The 20,132-nt window shown below is 38.4% G+C and carries 12 protein-coding genes and 1 CRISPR repeat array; of the genes, 11 read left to right on the top strand and 1 reads right to left on the bottom strand.

The genetic code is table 11. The features are described 5' to 3' along the window. Positions 1-12 precede the first annotated feature (12 nt). The 11 genes from AC3IPL_RS04400 (at position 13) to AC3IPL_RS04450 (ending at position 18,387) form a co-directional block, all read left to right on the top strand. A complete protein-coding gene (locus AC3IPL_RS04400; RefSeq protein ID WP_133444454.1) occupies positions 13-246 on the top strand; it encodes an acyl carrier protein in 234 nt (77 codons plus the stop codon). A gap of 166 nt (positions 247-412) precedes the next feature. Then, a complete protein-coding gene (rnc, locus tag AC3IPL_RS04405; RefSeq protein ID WP_489242013.1) occupies positions 413-1,138 on the top strand; it encodes a ribonuclease III in 726 nt (241 codons plus the stop codon). Position 1,139: 1 nt separating this feature from the next. Next, positions 1,140-4,691 carry a chromosome segregation protein SMC gene (gene smc, locus AC3IPL_RS04410; RefSeq protein WP_489242015.1) on the top strand — a complete coding sequence of 1,184 codons (3,552 nt, stop codon included), beginning with the start codon at positions 1,140-1,142 and terminating at the stop codon, positions 4,689-4,691. Further along, entirely contained in the window at positions 4,688-5,896 is a 1,209-nt protein-coding gene (gene ftsY / locus AC3IPL_RS04415) for a signal recognition particle-docking protein FtsY (protein ID WP_489242017.1), read from the top strand. Before smc ends, ftsY begins: the two co-directional genes overlap by 4 nt. Further along, positions 5,886-6,218: a putative DNA-binding protein gene (locus AC3IPL_RS04420; RefSeq protein ID WP_489242018.1), complete on the top strand. Its 333-nt coding sequence runs from the start codon at positions 5,886-5,888 to the stop codon at positions 6,216-6,218. Before ftsY ends, AC3IPL_RS04420 begins: the two co-directional genes overlap by 11 nt. Before the next feature lie 11 nt (positions 6,219-6,229). Next, positions 6,230-7,582, top strand: coding sequence for a signal recognition particle protein (gene ffh, locus AC3IPL_RS04425; RefSeq protein ID WP_489242020.1), 1,353 nt, complete (start codon positions 6,230-6,232; stop codon positions 7,580-7,582). Between the two features lie 308 nt (positions 7,583-7,890). Further along, entirely contained in the window at positions 7,891-11,046 is a 3,156-nt protein-coding gene (gene cas9 / locus AC3IPL_RS04430) for a type II CRISPR RNA-guided endonuclease Cas9 (RefSeq protein ID WP_489242021.1), read from the top strand. Positions 11,047-11,051: 5 nt separating this feature from the next. Continuing rightward, entirely contained in the window at positions 11,052-11,954 is a 903-nt protein-coding gene (gene cas1, locus AC3IPL_RS04435) for a type II CRISPR-associated endonuclease Cas1 (protein ID WP_489242022.1), read from the top strand. A gap of 4 nt (positions 11,955-11,958) precedes the next feature. Continuing rightward, positions 11,959-12,267, top strand: coding sequence for a CRISPR-associated endonuclease Cas2 (gene cas2, locus AC3IPL_RS04440; protein ID WP_489242024.1), 309 nt, complete (start codon positions 11,959-11,961; stop codon positions 12,265-12,267). An 11-nt stretch (positions 12,268-12,278) separates the two neighbouring features. Further along, a complete protein-coding gene (locus AC3IPL_RS04445) occupies positions 12,279-13,262 on the top strand; it encodes a hypothetical protein (protein ID WP_489242026.1) in 984 nt (327 codons plus the stop codon). Between the two features lie 25 nt (positions 13,263-13,287). Beyond that, positions 13,288-17,142: a CRISPR direct-repeat array (repeat unit 36 nt; unit sequence GTTTTAGTACTCTGTAGTTTTAGGTATAAGTGAGAT). Positions 17,143-17,242: 100 nt separating this feature from the next. Further along, a protein-coding gene (locus tag AC3IPL_RS04450) for an IS3 family transposase (RefSeq protein ID WP_489242028.1) occupies positions 17,243-18,387 on the top strand; the annotation gives its coding sequence in 2 pieces (ribosomal slippage) (positions 17,243-17,489 and positions 17,489-18,387; 1,146 coding nt in all). A gap of 376 nt (positions 18,388-18,763) precedes the next feature. Here the strand turns inward: AC3IPL_RS04450 and AC3IPL_RS04455 are convergent. Continuing rightward, a complete protein-coding gene (locus AC3IPL_RS04455) occupies positions 18,764-20,023 on the bottom strand; it encodes a Y-family DNA polymerase (RefSeq protein WP_489242030.1) in 1,260 nt (419 codons plus the stop codon). Positions 20,024-20,132: the final 109 nt, after the last annotated feature.

Genomic DNA, 20,132 nt, shown 5'->3' on the forward strand with positions numbered 1-20,132 from the left:
GGAGGTGAGATCATGGCAAACTTCGATAAAGTTAAAGAAATCATCGTCGACCGTTTAGGTGTTGATGCTGAAAAAGTAACTCCTGAAGCTTCTTTCAAAGATGATTTAGGTGCTGATTCATTGGATATCGCTGAATTAGTAATGGAATTAGAAGATGAATTCGGTATGGAAATTCCTGATGAGGAAGCAGAGAAAATCAACACAGTTGGTGACGCTGTATCATACATCGAGTCATTAAATAAATAATCGGACCGCCGATTTTTACGCCTTGAGAGCTTCCAGATGGAGGCAGCAAGGTGTTTTTTTAATGCTGCACACTGAACAGCAGGAAATCATGCGGTCATTCATCATTTTTGCTTTTTTTTCACAGCTGGATGACGTAAAATGAAGTCATGAACAATGGAGGTAACAGATGAGTAAAAAACAAGTTGTACTTAAAGATTTTCACGAACGTCTTGCAGTTAAAATGGATGAACTTAATATTAAACCGCGCAATCTGAAGCTCTATGAACAAGCGTTCTCGCATTCAAGTTTCATCAATGACTTCAAGATGGAAAAATTAATGGATAATGAACGTCTGGAATTTTTAGGCGATGCGGTGTTAGAATTGGTGGTTTCTCAATATTTATTCCGCGAGCATAGCGATATGCCAGAGGGTAAGTTGACGAAGTTAAGAGCGGCAATTGTCTGTGAGCCATCACTTGTGACATTCGCGAACAAACAGAACTTCGCTGAGTTGATTCTGCTCGGAAAAGGAGAAGAGAAAACTGGCGGGAGAACAAGACCATCATTGATTGCTGACGTCTTTGAAGCATTTATCGGTGCATTGTTCCTCGATCAAGGCTTTGATGCTGCAGTGACTTTTGCTGAAACAGCCATCATTCCTTTTATCAACGATGATTTAATGACAGGGATATTAGATCATAAAACATTCTTACAGGAATATCTGCACCAGCATGGTCATGGTCAGATTGTCTATCGTCTTGTAGAAGAAAGCGGGCCTGCACACCACAAAGCATTTACTTCGGAAGCGGTGCTTGATTCCACAGCAATCGGCAGAGGCACCGGCCGTACAAAGAAAGAGTCAGAGCAGCAAGCAGCACGCATTGCGCTCGAAAGCATTCAGTTAGGGGAATAATATGGTTTATTTGAAAAAGGTCACAGCATATGGCTTTAAGTCATTTGCTGATAAGACCAATGTGACATTTGACCAAGGTCTGACAGCGATTGTCGGGCCGAATGGTTCAGGCAAGAGCAATATTACGGATGCCATCAGGTGGGTACTTGGGGAGCAGTCCGCCAAAAATTTACGTGGAGCCAAAATGGAAGATGTCATTTTTTCTGGAGCTGAAAACCGCCAGCCGTTAAATTTTGCAGAAGTGACATTAACTCTGAATAATGACCAGCAGCTGATTGCAAGTACAGAGGAAATCAAAGTGACACGTCGTCTCTATCGTTCCGGTGAAAGTGAGTACTTCTTGAATCAGAACAAAGTTCGCTTGAAGGATATTACTGAGCTGTTCCTTGATACAGGACTCGGTAAGGAAGCTTTCAGTATTATTTCACAAGGTAAAGTCGATGAAATATTGAATGCCAAATCAGAAGAGAGACGTCACTTGATAGAAGAAGCAGCAGGTGTACTGAAATATAAGAAGCGCAAAAAAGAAACAGAAGCGAAATTAGATGAAACAGTGGCCAATCTTGACCGCGTGAATGATATCATCTTTGATCTGGAATCCCGCGTTGAGCCTTTGAAGAGAGAAGCAGTGATTGCTTCAGAATATCAGGAATTGACTCAGGAAATGAAAGATGCTGATATACAAGTGACGGTCTATGACATCACACAGCTGAAGACAGATTACAGCAAACTTGAAGAAGACATTAAAGAATATGAAGAGATGGTTCTCCTTAAACAAGACAAAGTGGGACGTCTGGAACAAAAAATCAACCGTGCAGCTGATGACAAGCTGACTGCGACGACTAAGTTAGAACAATTAAACAGCAGACTTCTTGAACTGACTGAACAGATTGAACGTACGCAAGGTCAGTTTCATTTATTAGCTGAAAAGAAGGATAATCATGCTGCATCGTCTGACCGACTGCAGCAAGAACGCTCCAAGTTATCAGAAGACATCACCGCTGAAGAACAGCGGAAGGCCAATCATACCCATCAGATCAAGGAAGCTCAACAGGAACTTAAACAGCTGCGTACAGAGGAACGGATACTCGAACAGAAGTTGACAGAGCTGAACAGTGATGTTGAGCAGCTGGTGGAAGAAACGCGCGACAGTTACTACGAAATTTTGAGTGAACAGACTGCAAATAAGAATGAACTTAAATTGATTGAGCGGCAGCTTGACCAGGCGGCGGCTTATTTAGCCTCTCATTCAGTGGATGATTCAGTCAGTGAGAACTACGAGGATGCTGTAAAGATTTATGAGGCGAAGCAGCAGCAGCTCACAGCCCTTGAACAGCAGCTGTCAACTGCACGTCATGATTACAAACAGCAGACGGTCAAAGTGACATCACTTCATCAGCAGTATAAAACAGAAGAAGATAATTTACTGAAAGCATACCGCTATATCGAACAGCTGAAATCAAAACATCAGAGCATCATCGCTATGCAGGCTGAATATCAAGGTTATTTTCAAGGCGTCCGTACTATCTTAAAGGATGATAGTCTGACAGGCATTCATGGAGCGGTCGCAGCACTGATTGATGTGGCGTCAGAGTATCAGACGGCACTGGACATCGCGTTAGGGGGTCAGCTGCAAAGTATCATCACTGAGGATGAACAAAGTGCTAGACAAGCTATTTCAGCACTTCAAAAGAAAAAAGCAGGAAGAGCGACGTTTCTACCGCTGACAACCATTAGAAAACGTGAACTGCCGGACACTGTCAAGCAGACACTCACCTCTCAGCCCGGCTTTGTCGGGATACTTGCTGATTTAATTACGACAGATGATCGTTACAGAGCAGTAGTTCAAAACTTAACAGGTCTTGTCATTATTGCTGAATCATTGCCGATTGCTAATCAGCTTGCGAAACATATCAACTATAAATATAGAATTGTGACGCTTGACGGCAATGTCGTGAATCCAGGTGGTTCCATGGCAGGGGGCAGCAGTCAGCCGTCAATCCTGTTAAAACAAAAAGAAGAAGCACGGGAATTAGAAGAAAAAATTACGACCTATAAAATATCAACGACGACATTGGAACATCAAGTATCTCATCTGAAAGAACAGTTGAGTCAGTACGAAGAAGAAGTGCATCAGCTTAGAATGAACGGAGAAATGCTTTCTGATCAACGTCAGGAGCTGGTGCTTGAGCTGACGCAGACAGAGCAGCAGCTCGCACAGCTGAAACGTGCGAACGATGCATTGCACGAACTGACAGAGCGACGTGAGGAACAGCAGCAGCTGATGAATACTTCAAAGAGACTCAAGCAGTCTATTGCAGATCAACAGCAGCAGCTCTCGACGATTGAACAGAAGCTGGAAGAATACAATACGTATCGTCAAGACAGCAAAAATCTGGAAAAAGAAGTAAATACATCATTGAATGCGGTCAGAAATCGTAGAATTGTTGAGGAAGAACGTCTGAAATATCAACAACAGCAGCAACGACAAACTGTTCATCGGATCGATCAATTGACCGATCAAATGACAGAACTGTCAGCTCAAAGTCAGCTGACAACAATAGAAGACATTATGAGAACACTTGAACAGTTAACGCAGCAGCTGTCTCAAATGCAGGACGAACGCCAGTATGTCCAGCAGCAACTGGAATCATTGAAGGAAACAGTGCAGCAGCAGGAGGAGATTCTTACTGATGCCCGTACAGCCTATAATGAAGGGATGAGGCAGATCAGCGGTCTTCAAAATGGTATCGGCGAAATGAAATCACGCTATTCGAGAATTGATGTCCAGCTCGAAAATTTAATCTATCATCTTCTGGAAGATTATCATATCACCTTTGAAGCGGCGACGATGGATTACACTGATTTCACTGATATCGATACGTTAAGAAAACGAGTCAAGTTGACTAAAGCAGCGATAGAAGAACTCGGTCCAGTTAATCTTGGAGCCATCAAACAATATGATGAAGTGAAGGCGCGCTATGACTTCCTGACAGCACAGGAAAGTGACCTGATGTCTGCTAAAGAAACATTGACGACGATTATTCATGAGATGGACAGCGAAGTGACCACTCGTTTTACCGATACTTTTAAGCAAGTCCAAACTAACTTTCAGACGGTCTTCAGTGAACTATTCGGCGGAGGGACAGGAGAACTGAGCTTAACGAGTGATGATCTGTTGACAGCAGGGGTTGATATTACTATTGAGCCGCCAGGTAAGAAACGTCAGCATTTAACACTATTGTCTGGAGGAGAACGGGCATTGACGGCAGTGGCATTATTGTTCTCCATTCTAAAAGTCAGAAGTGCGCCGTTTGTTATACTGGATGAAGTGGAAGCAGCACTGGATGAAGCCAATGTCGTCAGATTCGGTAATTACTTGCAGACATTGAGCGACGACACACAATTCATTGTGATTACGCACAGAAAAGGTACAATGGAAGCAGCAGATCGATTATATGGTGTGACGATGCAGAATTCCGGTATCACACAGCTGGTCAGTGTCAATCTAAGTGAATTGAACAACGAAAAAGTAAAGGAGCTAACACAATGAGTTTTTTTAAACGATTAAAAGAGCGATTTGTTCCAGACGACGAACAGACGTTAGAACCGCTCTCAACAGAAGACGAACAGACTAATGATAAGCCGGCCCCTGCAATCCCGGAACGTGTTCAAGAACAGCCGGCAAAAAAAGCGGATGAATGGGACTTTAGTTTTGACGATGATGATTTAATGTCAATCGAAGAATTCGAAGAACTGGAAGCACAGCAGATCGGTGCGAAGTTCCGTCAAGGACTTGAGAAATCACGTGAAAACTTCCAGAACAAATTGAATGACCTGCTTGCACATTACCGGACAGTGGATGAAGATTTCTTTGAGGCACTGGAAGAAATGCTGATACAGGCTGACGTTGGATTCAATACAGTGATGGAGCTGGTTGAATCACTGCGCTTTGAAGCGAAACGTCAAAATATTACTGAAACAGCTGACCTCCGCGAAGTCATTGTTGAGAAAATCGTGGAAATCTATGAGCAGGAAGACGATGAACTGCAGGCGATGAATATTCAGGAAGACGATCTGACAGTCATCTTGATGGTCGGCGTCAACGGTGTCGGCAAAACGACTACTATCGGTAAGCTGGCACACCGCTACAGACAGCAGGGTAAAACAGTGATGCTGGCAGCAGGAGATACGTTCCGTGCCGGAGCAATCGAGCAGCTGCAAGTATGGGGTGACCGCGTCGGCGTTGAAGTCGTCAAACAAAATGAAGGCTCAGATCCTGCTGCTGTCATGTTCGATGCAGTCAATGCAGCGAAAGCAAAGAAAGTCGATATTTTGATCTGTGACACAGCAGGACGTCTCCAAAATAAAGCGAACTTAATGAATGAGCTGCAGAAAGTGAAGAAAGTCATCTCAAAATCAGTACCGAATGCACCGCATGAAGTACTGCTTGCTCTTGATGCGACGACTGGTCAGAACGCCTTAGTTCAAGCGAAAGCATTCAAAGAAGTGACTGATGTCACTGGGATTGTATTGACGAAGCTTGACGGGACAGCTAAAGGGGGGATCGTTCTTGCGATCCGTAACGAACTGCATATTCCTGTTAAATTCGTCGGACTTGGTGAGAAGCTGGATGACCTGCAGCCGTTTGACGCAGAAAGCTATGTATACGGCTTATTCGCTGATATGATTGAAGCGAGCGGTGTTGAAAGTGAAGAGCAAGTAGATTCAGAAACGACTGATCCTCATGCAGGATGATCTGACTAAGACGATGCGGATGAATTATCTGTTTGATTTCTACCAGGGGCTGCTGACCGATAAGCAGCGCAACTATTTAGAGCGCTATTATCTGGAAGATGAGTCACTGTCAGAAATCGCAGAGACCTTTCAAGTGTCCCGCCAGGCGGTTTATGATAATATAAGACGGACTGACGAACTGCTTGAGGATTATGAGCAGAAGCTCGGCTTACTGAAGAAATTTGAAGAACGCAAAGTGCTGCTGGATGAGATGAAAGCAAGCTTAACACAGCAGGACACAGCGCTGCTGAAGCTGATAGAACAAATAGAATCGATTGAATAGAGGTGTGTTAAATGGCATTTGAAGGATTATCCGATAGACTGCAGGCAACGATGCAGAAAATCAAAGGTAAAGGTAAAGTGACAGAGGCAGATATTAAAGTGATGATGCGTGAAGTCAGACTGGCACTGCTTGAAGCCGATGTTAACTTCAAAGTGGTTAAGCAGTTCGTCGCGACTGTATCAGAACGTGCGCTCGGCAGTGATGTCATGACATCATTGACGCCGGGCCAGCAGGTCATCAAGATTGTACAGGATGAATTAACACAGCTCATGGGCGGAGAGAACACAGCCATCAACATGAGCAAAAAGCCACCGACTGTCGTCATGATGGTCGGTCTGCAAGGGGCAGGTAAAACAACGACTGCCGGAAAACTGGCGTTGTTAATGCGTAAGAAATTCAACAAAAGACCACTGCTTGTCGCATGTGATATATATCGTCCCGCAGCGATTCAGCAGCTGCAGACAGTCGGTAAGCAGATCGACATCCCGGTGTTCACATTAGGAGATCAGGTGAAACCTGACGAAATTACACGTCAGGCACTGCAGCACGCAAGAGAAGAACATTATGACTTCGTCATCATCGATACCGCAGGCCGACTGCATATCGATGAAGCACTGATGAATGAACTGGTTGACGTGAAAGAAGTCTCAAAACCGGATGAAATCATGCTGGTTGTCGATGCCATGACTGGTCAGGATGCAGTGAACGTCGCAGAAAGCTTTGACAACCAGCTGGACGTGACAGGAGTCACGCTGACAAAACTTGACGGTGACACACGTGGGGGTGCCGCACTATCCATCCGAAGTGTGACACAGAAACCAATTAAATTCGTCGGGATGAGCGAGAAGATGGACGGGCTTGAACCATTCCATCCAGAGCGCATGGCGTCCCGTATACTCGGCATGGGTGATGTCTTAAGCTTCATCGAAAAAGCTCAGGCGTCAGTGGATGAATCAAAAGCGAAGGAACTGGAACAGAAGATGAAGACGTCATCATTCACGTTCGATGACTTCCTGGAGCAGCTGGATCAGGTCAAAGCGCTTGGACCGCTGGATGACCTGCTGAAGATGATACCCGGCGCGAACAAGATGAAAGGCGTCAATCAGCTGAACATGAATCCGAAGCAGATCGATCATGTACAGGCGATCATCCGTTCAATGACGAAAGCAGAGCGTGAGAACCCGGCGCTCATCAACGTCTCAAGAAAGCGCAGAATTGCGGCCGGCTCAGGCAGAAGCATGAGCGAAGTGAACCGTCTGATCAAGCAGTTCGATGAGATGAAGAAGATGATGAAGCAGTTCTCAGGCATGAAAAAAGGCAAAAAAGGCAGAAATCCATTCCAGGGAATGAACCTGCCGTTCTAACAGCAACCACCGAAGTCGGCTTCGGTGGTATTTGTATTTATAACAAATAAAAAAATTTAATTAATTATTCAAAATATATTGACTATTTTTATTTGATTACTTAAAATATAAGTACAGTTTAGCTAACTGTACTTATACCTAAAACTATAGAATCTACTAAAACAAGGCTATATGCCGTGTTTATCCTGTCAACTTGTTGGCAGGATTTTTTTTATAGATTAATAATTAGAAAATTAGAAAAATTAATTACCAAAAATATCAATTATTATGTAAAATAAATGTAACAGTTAATAAAAGGGGGAGCAAAGTTGAAAGAATATATTCTTGGGTTGGATATAGGCATCACATCTGTAGGGTATGGTCTGATAGATTATGAAACTCGTGAAGTTATAACTGCTGGAGTAAGGCTGTTTAAGGAAGCAGATGTAGAGAATAACGAAGGAAGACGTACAAAGCGTGGTTCAAGAAGATTACAGCGCAGAAGAAGACACAGAATACATAGAATTCAACAATTAATGGTCAATCACGATTTACTTGATATGGATCACATTCCGACAGACACAAATCCATATGCCATCAGAGTAAAAGGATTATCACACGAACTGACAAAGGATGAACTTGTTATCGCATTACTGCATTTAGCAAAAAGAAGAGGGATTCATAACGTGGAAGCAGCTATAGAAAATGATGATGAAGGAAATGAATTATCTACAAAAGAGCAGTTGATGCAGAACCAAAAAGAGCTAGAAGACAAATATGTTTGTGAAGTTCAATTAGAGCGTTATGAAAACGGGAAAGTACGCGGAGAACGTAATCGTTTTAAGACATCAGATTTTGTAAAAGAAGCACGTCAATTGTTAAAAATACAGCAGCCGTTTCATCGACTTGATGACAGTTTTGTTGAAGAATATATTAAGCTGATTGAAAAAAGACGTGAATATTTTGAAGGCCCGGGCAAAGGTAGTCCGTATGGATGGGAGGGCGACCTAAAGAAGTGGTATGAACTGTTAATGGGCCGCTGTACTTATTTTCCTGAAGAACTGCGTAGTGTCAAATATTCACAGACAGCTACGTTATTCAATGTGTTGAATGATTTAAACAATTTAAATATCAATAGGGATGAAAATATAAAACTGACTCACCAGGAAAAACTAAATATCATTAACAATGTGTTTAGAGTGAAAAAAACACCGACACTTAAACAAATTGCGAAAGAACTGGACATCGCAGAAACAGAAATATCAGGTTATCGAATTACAAAAGCCGGTAAACCAGAGTTTACAACGCTTAAATTATTCCATGATTTAAACGGTATAGTGAAAGATAGTGCCTTGCTAAGCAATGTTGATCTCATGGATAAAATTGCAGAAATACTTACAATGTATCAGACATCTGGGGATATCAAAAAACAGCTATTAGAATTGCATATTCCACTGAGTGAAGATGAAGCGGAGCAAATATCATTGTTATCTGGATATACTGGAACACATAGTCTTTCTAAAAAATGTATGAAATTAGTATTAGATGAACTATGGCATACTAGTGATAATCAAATGGCAATTTTCACAAGGCTTAACATTAAACCGACAAAGTTCAAACTAAGCAACCAGAATAAAATACCGGTGGATTTTGTTGAAGACTTTATTTTATCGCCAGTTGTAAAGAGATCCTTCATTCAATCTATCAATGTTGTAAATGCCGTTATTAAGAAGTACGGACTGCCGAAGGATATTATTATTGAACTGGCAAGAGAATCAAACTCTGCAGATGCACGTAAAGCCATTACCAATCGTCAGAAGAATTTTGAAGCAACTAACAAAAGAATCAATGAAGTAATCAGAAAGTACGGACTTCAAAATGCCAAGTACCTAGTTGAAAAAATTAAACTTCATGATATGCAGGAAGGGAAATGTTTATACTCTTTAGAAGATATTCCTCTAGAAGACCTTTTGAGAAATCCGCTGCATTATGAAGTAGATCACATTATTCCAAGATCAGTTGCATTTGATAATTCATTCAATAATAAAGTGTTGGTAAAACAAACAGAAAACAGTAAAAAAGGTAACAGAACGCCTTATCAATATTTAAATTCAGCAGATGCTAAAATAACTTATCCTCAGTTTAAACATCACGTATTAAATTTAAGTAAATCAAAAGATCGAATGACTAAAAAGAAAAGAGAATACTTGCTTGAGGAACGAGATATTAATAAATTCAGCGTACAAAAAGAGTTTATTAACCGGAATTTAGTTGATACAAGATATGCGACTCGTGAACTAATGACATTGTTGAAAGCGTATTTTGAAGCGAATCATCTGGATGTTAAAGTAAAGTCAATTAATGGTGGTTTTACAAGCTTTTTGCGAACGAGATGGAAATTTGATAAAGAGCGTAACAAAGGTTATAAGCACCATGCGGAAGATGCATTAATTATTGCAAATGTTGATTTTATATTTAAGTCGCATAACAAGCTTAAAAATCAGATGAAAGTGATGGAGAAACCATCAGTAGATGAACCGGAAGTTGAAGTGAAAGTAGCAGGAGAAGAAGAGTATGAGGAAATGTTCATTATTCCTCATCAAATTCAGGGCATTAAAGACTTTAAGGATTTCAAATACTCACATCGAGTAGATAAAAAACCAAATAGACAATTAATTAACGATACAATCTATTCAACAAGAGAAGTTGATGAGGAACTTTATACGGTCCAAACAATCAAAAATATTTATGCGAAAGATAATGATACAATCAAAAAGATTATGGATAAATCTCCAGAGAAACTATTAATGTTTAAAAATGATCCAAGAACATTTGAAAAACTTCAGCTGATAATGAAACAGTATTCAAATGAAAAAAACCCATTATTTAAGCATCTTGAAGAAACTGGAGAAATGTTGACTAAGTATAGTAAAAAAGGTAATGGACCAACAGTTAAATCTTTAAAATATATAGGTAAAAAAGTGGGAACCCACTTGGATATTACGAATGATTATAAAGATGCCAGAAATAAAGTGATAAAGTTATCTCAAAAACCATATAGATTTGATGTTTTTAAAGATGATGAAGGTTATAAATTTGTAACTGTTAAATATATAGATGTTATTAAAAAAGAATCCTATTTTATAATTGATAATAAAAAATATAAAAAAAGTATGATGAAAAGAAGCATTAAAGATGGTTCAAAATTTATAGGCAGTTTTTATAATAATGATTTGATAAAAATTGATAATGAAATTTTTAAAGTAATTGGTGTTAATAGTGAACGGTTAAATAGGATTGAAGTAGATTTAATAGATATAAGATATCCTGACTTTTGCAAAATTAATAATATTGCAACACCACGTCTATATAAAACTATTACAAACAAAACTAAATCGTTATCGAAAGTAAGTAGCGATTTATTAGGAAATACCTATAACGCATTTTCCTCTGAAAAACCTCAAATGATTATTAAGAAAGGATGATATAAATGTCCTGGCGAATTGTTTATGTAACTGAAGTAAATCATTTGTCTTTAAATCTTAATAGTTTGAAAGTGACTAAAGGAGACCACGAAGTAAAGATTCCTTTGGGCGATATATTTGCTTTAGTCATTGAGGATTTAACCGTCACTTTAAGTACAAGGTTACTTGTTGAACTGTCAGAATATAATGTGCTTGTCGTATTATGTAATCAGAAGCATCTTCCTGAATGTGTTTTACAACCAATTAGCGGACACTTTAATCAATATGCTCAAATGAAAGAACAGCTTCAATGGACGACTGATGCTAAAGCTAATTTGTGGAGAAGGATAGTAAAACAAAAAATAATAAATCAAGCTGAATGTATGAACAAAATGCAGGCGGACCGTCATAGAATAAGTAAAATGCTGACACTTGCAGATGTAATTGAGCTTAATGATGAAAAAAATATTGAAGCTCAAGCAGCCCGGTATTTTTTCAATACATTTTTTGAAGATTTTAATAGGGATAATGACATGCTAGTTGAGAATGGAGTACTTAACTATGGTTACACTATTCTCAACGCTGCTATTGCCCGCACGATTGTTGCTAAGGGATTATTGCCAGCGATAGGTATACATCACATTGGGGCGCGTAATCACTTTAATCTCGCTTCAGATTTGATTGAACCTTTTAGATCACTTGTTGATTTATACTTGCTTAAAAATCCGCCTGAAGAATTTATGACAAGAGAATACAGATTGAATTTAATCAACTTAATGCATGCTCGTGTTGAAATTGACGGCAAAATGCAGACTGTTATTAGAGCTATAGAAGTGATGATTCAATCTATTATAGATTACTTTAGAACCAGTGACGAAAAGGTGCTGAAGTTCCCAAGTCTGAAACGCTATGAATTTTATGAGTTATAGATTTATGAGAGTATTTATAATGTTTGACCTGCCGGTGGAAACGAAAAAGCAAGTGAGAACGTACAATAAGTTTAGAAAATCGCTTATCAAAGAAGGGTTTTTGATGATGCAGTATTCAATCTATATTAAAAGTTGCATTAACAAAGATGCAGCAGATTTAAGTGTGAACACTGTTAAAAAATTACTCCCTGAAGATGGCCATGTAAGAGCATTGATTATAACAGAAAAGCAATACGAAAAAATGAAAATATTATTAGGAGAAGAAGATAAAAATATTGCTTTGCTTGGTGATAATAGGACAATCATTTTTTAGGTGGAATGAGGATGCTGTGGGAAATCAGAAGTAAGACTAGAGCAGTACATTTAAATATAGGGAAGTACTCAGCAATCTATAATGAAAACGATACACATGAAGAAGAGTTTTTAAATGATATATATGAGTATTTTCAGCCTAGAGCTAAAAATAAAGAAGAAGTTTTGATTATTGATCTTGATAATAATGAACACATTTCAAATAAAAGCTTTAAAAGTTTTATTCTTTCTCAAAGTGTAATTGAAGAGGAACATTGTCTTAGTGCATCGAGTTTGATGTATAAAAAGTTAGTCAGAGATTACACGATGCATATTGAAACTGATGGATATATTAATTCTATTAATGCTTTAATGGAAGATATGTTAATCGATATAAATCAAAGTCTGCCACTGGAATTAAAAAAATTTGATGTAAAGCAACTTATCAAACAATTAAGCTTTGAATACGATTACAGTGTGGATTATTCAAAACTTATCAATAAACTGGTTCAACTCTTGCCGATATTGGTCACAGAAATGAATGCACAGTCGTTAAATAAAACGTTGATTATTTATCTATATCCAGAAGCAAATTTAAGTCCAGTTGAGCAGCAATCTTTTGCAAGTATGTTAAAAGAACTTGATGCACATATATTAGTTTTAACACAATCAAAATATTTTCTGGCAGATGAACTGAAGTATAATAACTATTTTAGAAATGGAAAACAAATGTTGTCTGATGAATTCTATAATTCTTTGGAATGGGAAGCACCGTTAGACTACAAAGAAGAAGAATTAATGGAACGATTAGATGTTATTTTCAAAAATTATTGTAATGACTTGGAGATTCAACCTATTATCTCTAATTACAGACTAGCAGATATTGTCGTATTTGATTCGATAGATATATATGTAGTATTGAGTTGGTTGAAACATTGTAAACATAATTATACAATCGATATAGAACTTGGTAAGCTGCCAAGCGCTATATCTACTTTTGTGAATAAAATGCTATGAAAATAATATATGATTTTCATTAGCGGTTTTAGTACTCTGTAGTTTTAGGTATAAGTGAGATAGCTGCTGTATTGACCGCACGCATGTACCTGTTTTAGTACTCTGTAGTTTTAGGTATAAGTGAGATCTGAATGCCTTCAGCTTCCGCGAATCCTCCGTTTTAGTACTCTGTAGTTTTAGGTATAAGTGAGATGGTTCGAGGAAGCCTATCAGATTGAGAACTGTTTTAGTACTCTGTAGTTTTAGGTATAAGTGAGATAAAATACGCCATTCCCCTCCGGCAAAAACAGTTTTAGTACTCTGTAGTTTTAGGTATAAGTGAGATAAATTGAGCTGACCACTCCGACCATTATCAGTTTTAGTACTCTGTAGTTTTAGGTATAAGTGAGATACTCAATGTTAGTTACTGAATTAAGCAGGCGTTTTAGTACTCTGTAGTTTTAGGTATAAGTGAGATTGAAACGGCGTTACTGAAAGCGAAGTTGTTGTTTTAGTACTCTGTAGTTTTAGGTATAAGTGAGATCAATGCGTCTGTTATTCGATTATGTACGGTGTTTTAGTACTCTGTAGTTTTAGGTATAAGTGAGATGATTTACGGTACTTTTTAAATACCAGTTCAGTTTTAGTACTCTGTAGTTTTAGGTATAAGTGAGATGGGCAGGTAAACGATTGGGTGGAAACGACGGTTTTAGTACTCTGTAGTTTTAGGTATAAGTGAGATGATCAGTGTATTATCACGGCACAACACCTCGTTTTAGTACTCTGTAGTTTTAGGTATAAGTGAGATCAGAGAGGGCAGTACAGTAAAAATCAAGAGTTTTAGTACTCTGTAGTTTTAGGTATAAGTGAGATGCAGATAAACATTGCCCGCTTCTATGTACGGTTTTAGTACTCTGTAGTTTTAGGTATAAGTGAGATGGATTACCCAGGCTGTCTGTCATCGTCTTAGTTTTAGTACTCTGTAGTTTTAGGTATAAGTGAGATAAAGCACGACAAAGAGCATGATGACGAAAGGTTTTAGTACTCTGTAGTTTTAGGTATAAGTGAGATCAGACCGCTTCAACGTATTGGGTGATACGTGTTTTAGTACTCTGTAGTTTTAGGTATAAGTGAGATGGGTTGACGGGAGATTACAATCACGCAGCTGTTTTAGTACTCTGTAGTTTTAGGTATAAGTGAGATCTGAAGCAGACTTCTTCCGCGTCATCGTCTGTTTTAGTACTCTGTAGTTTTAGGTATAAGTGAGATAACTCCACTTTTCTTTCAAATTTGAAGCCTGTTTTAGTACTCTGTAGTTTTAGGTATAAGTGAGATCAGTTGTGATTGAAGCAATACAGTGGACTAGTTTTAGTACTCTGTAGTTTTAGGTATAAGTGAGATACGTCTGAACAGTGCAGTACGCTTGATGGCGTTTTAGTACTCTGTAGTTTTAGGTATAAGTGAGATTACATGATTCGCTTGTCTGCATATTCTGCTGTTTTAGTACTCTGTAGTTTTAGGTATAAGTGAGATAGACGGTAGACACAGATGGAACTATTATTGGTTTTAGTACTCTGTAGTTTTAGGTATAAGTGAGATTGACTGTCTCCTGAAGCGACTGAGTGCCGTGTTTTAGTACTCTGTAGTTTTAGGTATAAGTGAGATATGAAGATGATAATCTCGATGACCTGAATAGTTTTAGTACTCTGTAGTTTTAGGTATAAGTGAGATCCTAAGATGTTAAATCGTTCGTCTGCCAGCGTTTTAGTACTCTGTAGTTTTAGGTATAAGTGAGATTCTAAATATTTTAGGTTGGTCGCTTCTCTTGTTTTAGTACTCTGTAGTTTTAGGTATAAGTGAGATTAATCTCATCAGTAGTGTTACGAATTAATAGTTTTAGTACTCTGTAGTTTTAGGTATAAGTGAGATTTTACAACGTATAAGCGCCAAACTGTTCCGGTTTTAGTACTCTGTAGTTTTAGGTATAAGTGAGATTCTTTCAATGCGAGTTGCTTCGTCTCAAATGTTTTAGTACTCTGTAGTTTTAGGTATAAGTGAGATAACATCAATTTAATGTGAGGTTTGCTTTCGGTTTTAGTACTCTGTAGTTTTAGGTATAAGTGAGATCTAAGGTGTTCATTGCACTGCCTATCACAGTTTTAGTACTCTGTAGTTTTAGGTATAAGTGAGATATATTGCAACGGATATAAAAGTTACAGGTGGTTTTAGTACTCTGTAGTTTTAGGTATAAGTGAGATAGTTTTACGCAAAAGATTGTGTGTTTGCAGGTTTTAGTACTCTGTAGTTTTAGGTATAAGTGAGATTGTTAACAGGCGGAACAGTAATTGGCAGTGGTTTTAGTACTCTGTAGTTTTAGGTATAAGTGAGATTAGAGTTCTAATACGTTTTCATCGCGAAGAGTTTTAGTACTCTGTAGTTTTAGGTATAAGTGAGATTGTGCTGTAACGATTCGGAACACCCTCAATGTTTTAGTACTCTGTAGTTTTAGGTATAAGTGAGATAACACATTGCAGGACACGATCTACAATTATGTTTTAGTACTCTGTAGTTTTAGGTATAAGTGAGATCGCAGTCAGTCATCGGTTGGAACTTAAAGCGTTTTAGTACTCTGTAGTTTTAGGTATAAGTGAGATGTTGTAGTTGACCTTGAGAACAAAGAACTAGTTTTAGTACTCTGTAGTTTTAGGTATAAGTGAGATGAGTTTATCAGCAACTGGCAGATACCACAGGTTTTAGTACTCTGTAGTTTTAGGTATAAGTGAGATTAAGTTAGAGAGCGTGAGGGGTGCATAGTTTTAGTACTCTGTAGTTTTAGGTATAAGTGAGATATTGCTACGACACCACTGATGATGGAACTGGTTTTAGTACTCTGTAGTTTTAGGTATAAGTGAGATTAGTGGTGTAATTTCATCATCAAGCAATAGTTTTAGTACTCTGTAGTTTTAGGTATAAGTGAGATAACTGCTGCTCTTCGCCTTTCCAAAGTGAGTTTTAGTACTCTGTAGTTTTAGGTATAAGTGAGATAAACTTTGTCTATTGCTCTATTAATTGTTTGTTTTAGTACTCTGTAGTTTTAGGTATAAGTGAGATAATATCCCTGACTGCTGTTCAATCTGGCGGGTTTTAGTACTCTGTAGTTTTAGGTATAAGTGAGATTATGGAGCTAAAACTATTAACATTGACTGCGTTTTAGTACTCTGTAGTTTTAGGTATAAGTGAGATCAATTGTCTATGGGGATGTTTCGTCTGACGGTTTTAGTACTCTGTAGTTTTAGGTATAAGTGAGATTAGATCATAATTATAATAATAGCGGGTATAGTTTTAGTACTCTGTAGTTTTAGGTATAAGTGAGATTCATCTTTGTAACGAATACTCATATCAGTTGTTTTAGTACTCTGTAGTTTTAGGTATAAGTGAGATTCTACGCTTATACGTTACTCACTTATATGGGTTTTAGTACTCTGTAGTTTTAGGTATAAGTGAGATTTATTCACTGCATTCAGTGCAAACAGTCAGGTTTTAGTACTCTGTAGTTTTAGGTATAAGTGAGATATTTTTTTTCATCTGTCATTGTGCTATCAGTTTTAGTACTCTGTAGTTTTAGGTATAAGTGAGATTTTTCTGACTTGAGTTCTTCTAACCTATCAGTTTTAGTACTCTGTAGTTTTAGGTATAAGTGAGATACGCCACACGATCAAAACTAAACGCCTACAGTTTTAGTACTCTGTAGTTTTAGGTATAAGTGAGATTCAAGGAAGTGAATGATATGGCAGTATATAGTTTTAGTACTCTGTAGTTTTAGGTATAAGTGAGATATACTTCACCTTTAAGGGCCAGTGTGTGAGTTTTAGTACTCTGTAGTTTTAGGTATAAGTGAGATTGGACACGCCAGTTGTTAACAGTGTTGAATCGTCTACACTTAGTTGGACAATTTCTATGTGAATAGATATTGTTAATCTAAGAAAGTAGGCGATTTATTTATGTCACGAGAAAGAAGAAGTTTCAGTCCTGAGTTTAAACTACAGATGGTCAAACTTTATGAGAACGGTAAACCTAGAAATGAAATTGTACGTGAATATGACCTGACGCCTTCGGCATTAGAAAAATGGATTAAACAACATCAGTCCACAGGATCATTTCTGCACAATGACAATATGAGTGATGAAGAGAAGGAAATGAAAAGATTACGTAAAGAGAATCAGCAGCTGAAGATGGAGAATGACATTTTAAAGCAAGCAGCGCTGATCATGGGACGAAGATAGCCGTCATTCGTGAGAATGCCGAGAAATATTCAGTATCAGCAATGTGTAAAGTCCTGCAGATTCCCAGAAGCACCTACTATTATGAAGTGAATAAACTGAATGACACAGGAAAAAATCATCACGATGGAGGTGTCACTGAGAAGGTCGTTGAGATTTTCAATACAAACCGGCGTTGTTTTGGCACGAGAAGAATCAAAATCCATTTAGATAAACAGGGAATTAAGGTTTCCAGGAGAAGGATTGGCCGCATCATGAAAAAACAGAATCTTGTCTCCACCTACACATCCCAGCGTTACAGGGCCTTTCCGGCTCGACCAAACGAACGTGATATCACCAATGGTCTGGGTAGAGCATTCTATAGAGAAAGACCGATGGAGGTGCTGGTGAGTGATCTGACATATGTAAAGGTGGCTGGAAAATGGCATTATATATGCTTGTTTATCGATCTCTTTAACCGTGAAATTGTTGGTTACAGTGCAGGACCCCGCAAAGACAGTCATCTCGTTTCAGCAGCTCTCAGCACCATCAGACATGATCTGAGAGAAGTACAGATGTTTCATACCGACCGGGGAAAAGAGTTTGATAATCATCTCATAGATGAAGTGCTTAATACCTTCGGTATTCAGAGATCGTTGAGTATGAAAGGGTGTCCGTATGATAATGCGGTCGCTGAAGCAACCTTTAAAGCGATGAAGACCGAATTTATTAATCAATTTCATTTTCTTTCTCTCAATCATTTGAATATTGAACTTTTTGATTATGTGAACTGGTACAACAATATTAGACCGCACGGTGCTTTGAATGATATAACCCCAAAAGAATATAAAGAAATATTCTATAAAAACTGTCCAATATTATGTTGACAGACCAACTTTGTATCTTTCACTTGCTTCCTCTCCTTTTTTCAAACACACGCTCCTGTGTTTTCAGCTGTGTGTATTAAGTTTTTTACGGATTAGATACAGTATCAAGGGTAGGGGATGCAAGGACAGCTTGCTGAACGGAGTGATGCCTTGCATCTTCTGGCTAGTTGAACGGTCGGCTTGCCGGCCAGTGAAACTTTGATGCTATTCTAAGAAGTGAAAAAACTGCACACAGCGTCTTGAAAACACGGAGTGTTTTGAAAAATGTCTCTTAAAGCAATGGAATAGTCCTGAAAATAAAAACAACTGCGTAATGATCTACCTACGCAGTTGTTTTTACTTTCATATTCGATTGCTTCCATGCCTTATATGCTTTTTATCCCTTGTGTCCTGCGACCAGGTTCTTTCTCTGCAGCACTGAACCACTGGCCGTCAGACTGCTTGCTCTTAAGACTGTATCTTTACCGTATTTGCGTCTTATATCATCTAAATGATGGTCGATGATTTCACTCTTAATTTCTTTTGGGTCTTCAAATAAGTTCAGCTGTTTAATCTGATTAGAGACAAGCTTGGTGAATGAAATGCCGATTGTCCGATAGAGCCTATCATCTTCGAGACGGTCATAAAGATAATTCCACATCTCCTGGATAATCTGCAGCGTACTCATATAACCTGATGGATGGGTGAACTGTTTTCTGATTCCACCTGCATCTGCATATCCTACGGTCACAGAGACGGTTTTAGGATATTTATCCTGTTCTCTCACTCGAAAGAATACCTCATCTATCTGTTCTGAGAGGATGACTTTCAGTTCATTTTTTTGATAGTCTCTCATCAATATCTGTGATTTACCCAGGGACTTATCCTTGATCGAATATTTCTCGCTTATGAGACTTTCATCTGTTCCATTCGCATGAAGATGAAGATCAACACCAATGATACCAAAATCTCTTTTAAGATAAGGGACAGGATAGTGGGCAAGATCCCCGATCGTGAATATTCCCTTTTTATTGAGCTTTGCCTCTGTCCTACGATTGATTCCCCACATCTTTGATAGGGGAGAGACATCCCATAATTTTTCAGGGACATCATAGTAGTGCCATTCAGCAATACCTTGTTGTCTCTTCTTAGCTTCAAAATCCATCGATAGTTTAGCGAGTAGGGGATTCGGTCCAATCCCAATCGTATTTATGATACCTGTCGCACTCATAATTTCCTTCTGCAGCTGACTGGAAAACTCATATATACTGTCTGCGAAAAGGTGAAGAGAGGCAGTCATATCCATGAAAAATTCATCAATGCTGTATTGATGAAAATCTTCGGGTGCAACATACTGAAGTGCAATAGAAGATATTCGATTAGACACTTGAATATACCTCATCATGGAAGGATTGATAATGAAGATGTCATTTCTCATCGGAATCTCATAGAGTCGTGAACCTGTTTTGATACCTAAAGCTTTCAGTGGGGGAGTTGCCGCCAGTACAACAGATTCCTGACGTTTAGTATCAGCAACAACCGCAAGCTTGGTCTTCATCGGGTTCAATCCTTTAGATAAGCACGATACAGAGGCAAAAAAACTTTTTAAATCAACACAAATTATCCATCTTGAAGTACATTGACCGTAATCGTACATGTGATACCTCCTTAAATCATTTATAACATATAGAACATATGTTCGCAAATTATCCTTATATGCATATTAATACGAAAAAATAGTATCATATGCAAATTTATATTGTTAT

The organism is Macrococcus sp. GL_134 (assembly GCF_057834705.1).

Excerpts from the sequence above, each read along its gene's own strand:
- ftsY (WP_489242017.1), top strand. The coding sequence starts at position 4,688 with ATGAGTTTTTTTAAACGATTAAAAGAGCGATTTGTTCCAGACGACGAA.
- rnc (WP_489242013.1), top strand. The coding sequence starts at position 413 with ATGAGTAAAAAACAAGTTGTACTTAAAGATTTTCACGAACGTCTTGCA.
- AC3IPL_RS04455 (WP_489242030.1), bottom strand. The coding sequence starts at position 20,023 with ATGTACGATTACGGTCAATGTACTTCAAGATGGATAATTTGTGTTGAT.
- ffh (WP_489242020.1), top strand. The coding sequence starts at position 6,230 with ATGGCATTTGAAGGATTATCCGATAGACTGCAGGCAACGATGCAGAAA.
- AC3IPL_RS04400 (WP_133444454.1), top strand. The coding sequence starts at position 13 with ATGGCAAACTTCGATAAAGTTAAAGAAATCATCGTCGACCGTTTAGGT.
- AC3IPL_RS04420 (WP_489242018.1), top strand. The coding sequence starts at position 5,886 with ATGCAGGATGATCTGACTAAGACGATGCGGATGAATTATCTGTTTGAT.
- cas1 (WP_489242022.1), top strand. The coding sequence starts at position 11,052 with ATGTCCTGGCGAATTGTTTATGTAACTGAAGTAAATCATTTGTCTTTA.
- cas2 (WP_489242024.1), top strand. The coding sequence starts at position 11,959 with ATGAGAGTATTTATAATGTTTGACCTGCCGGTGGAAACGAAAAAGCAA.
- smc (WP_489242015.1), top strand. The coding sequence starts at position 1,140 with ATGGTTTATTTGAAAAAGGTCACAGCATATGGCTTTAAGTCATTTGCT.
- AC3IPL_RS04445 (WP_489242026.1), top strand. The coding sequence starts at position 12,279 with ATGCTGTGGGAAATCAGAAGTAAGACTAGAGCAGTACATTTAAATATA.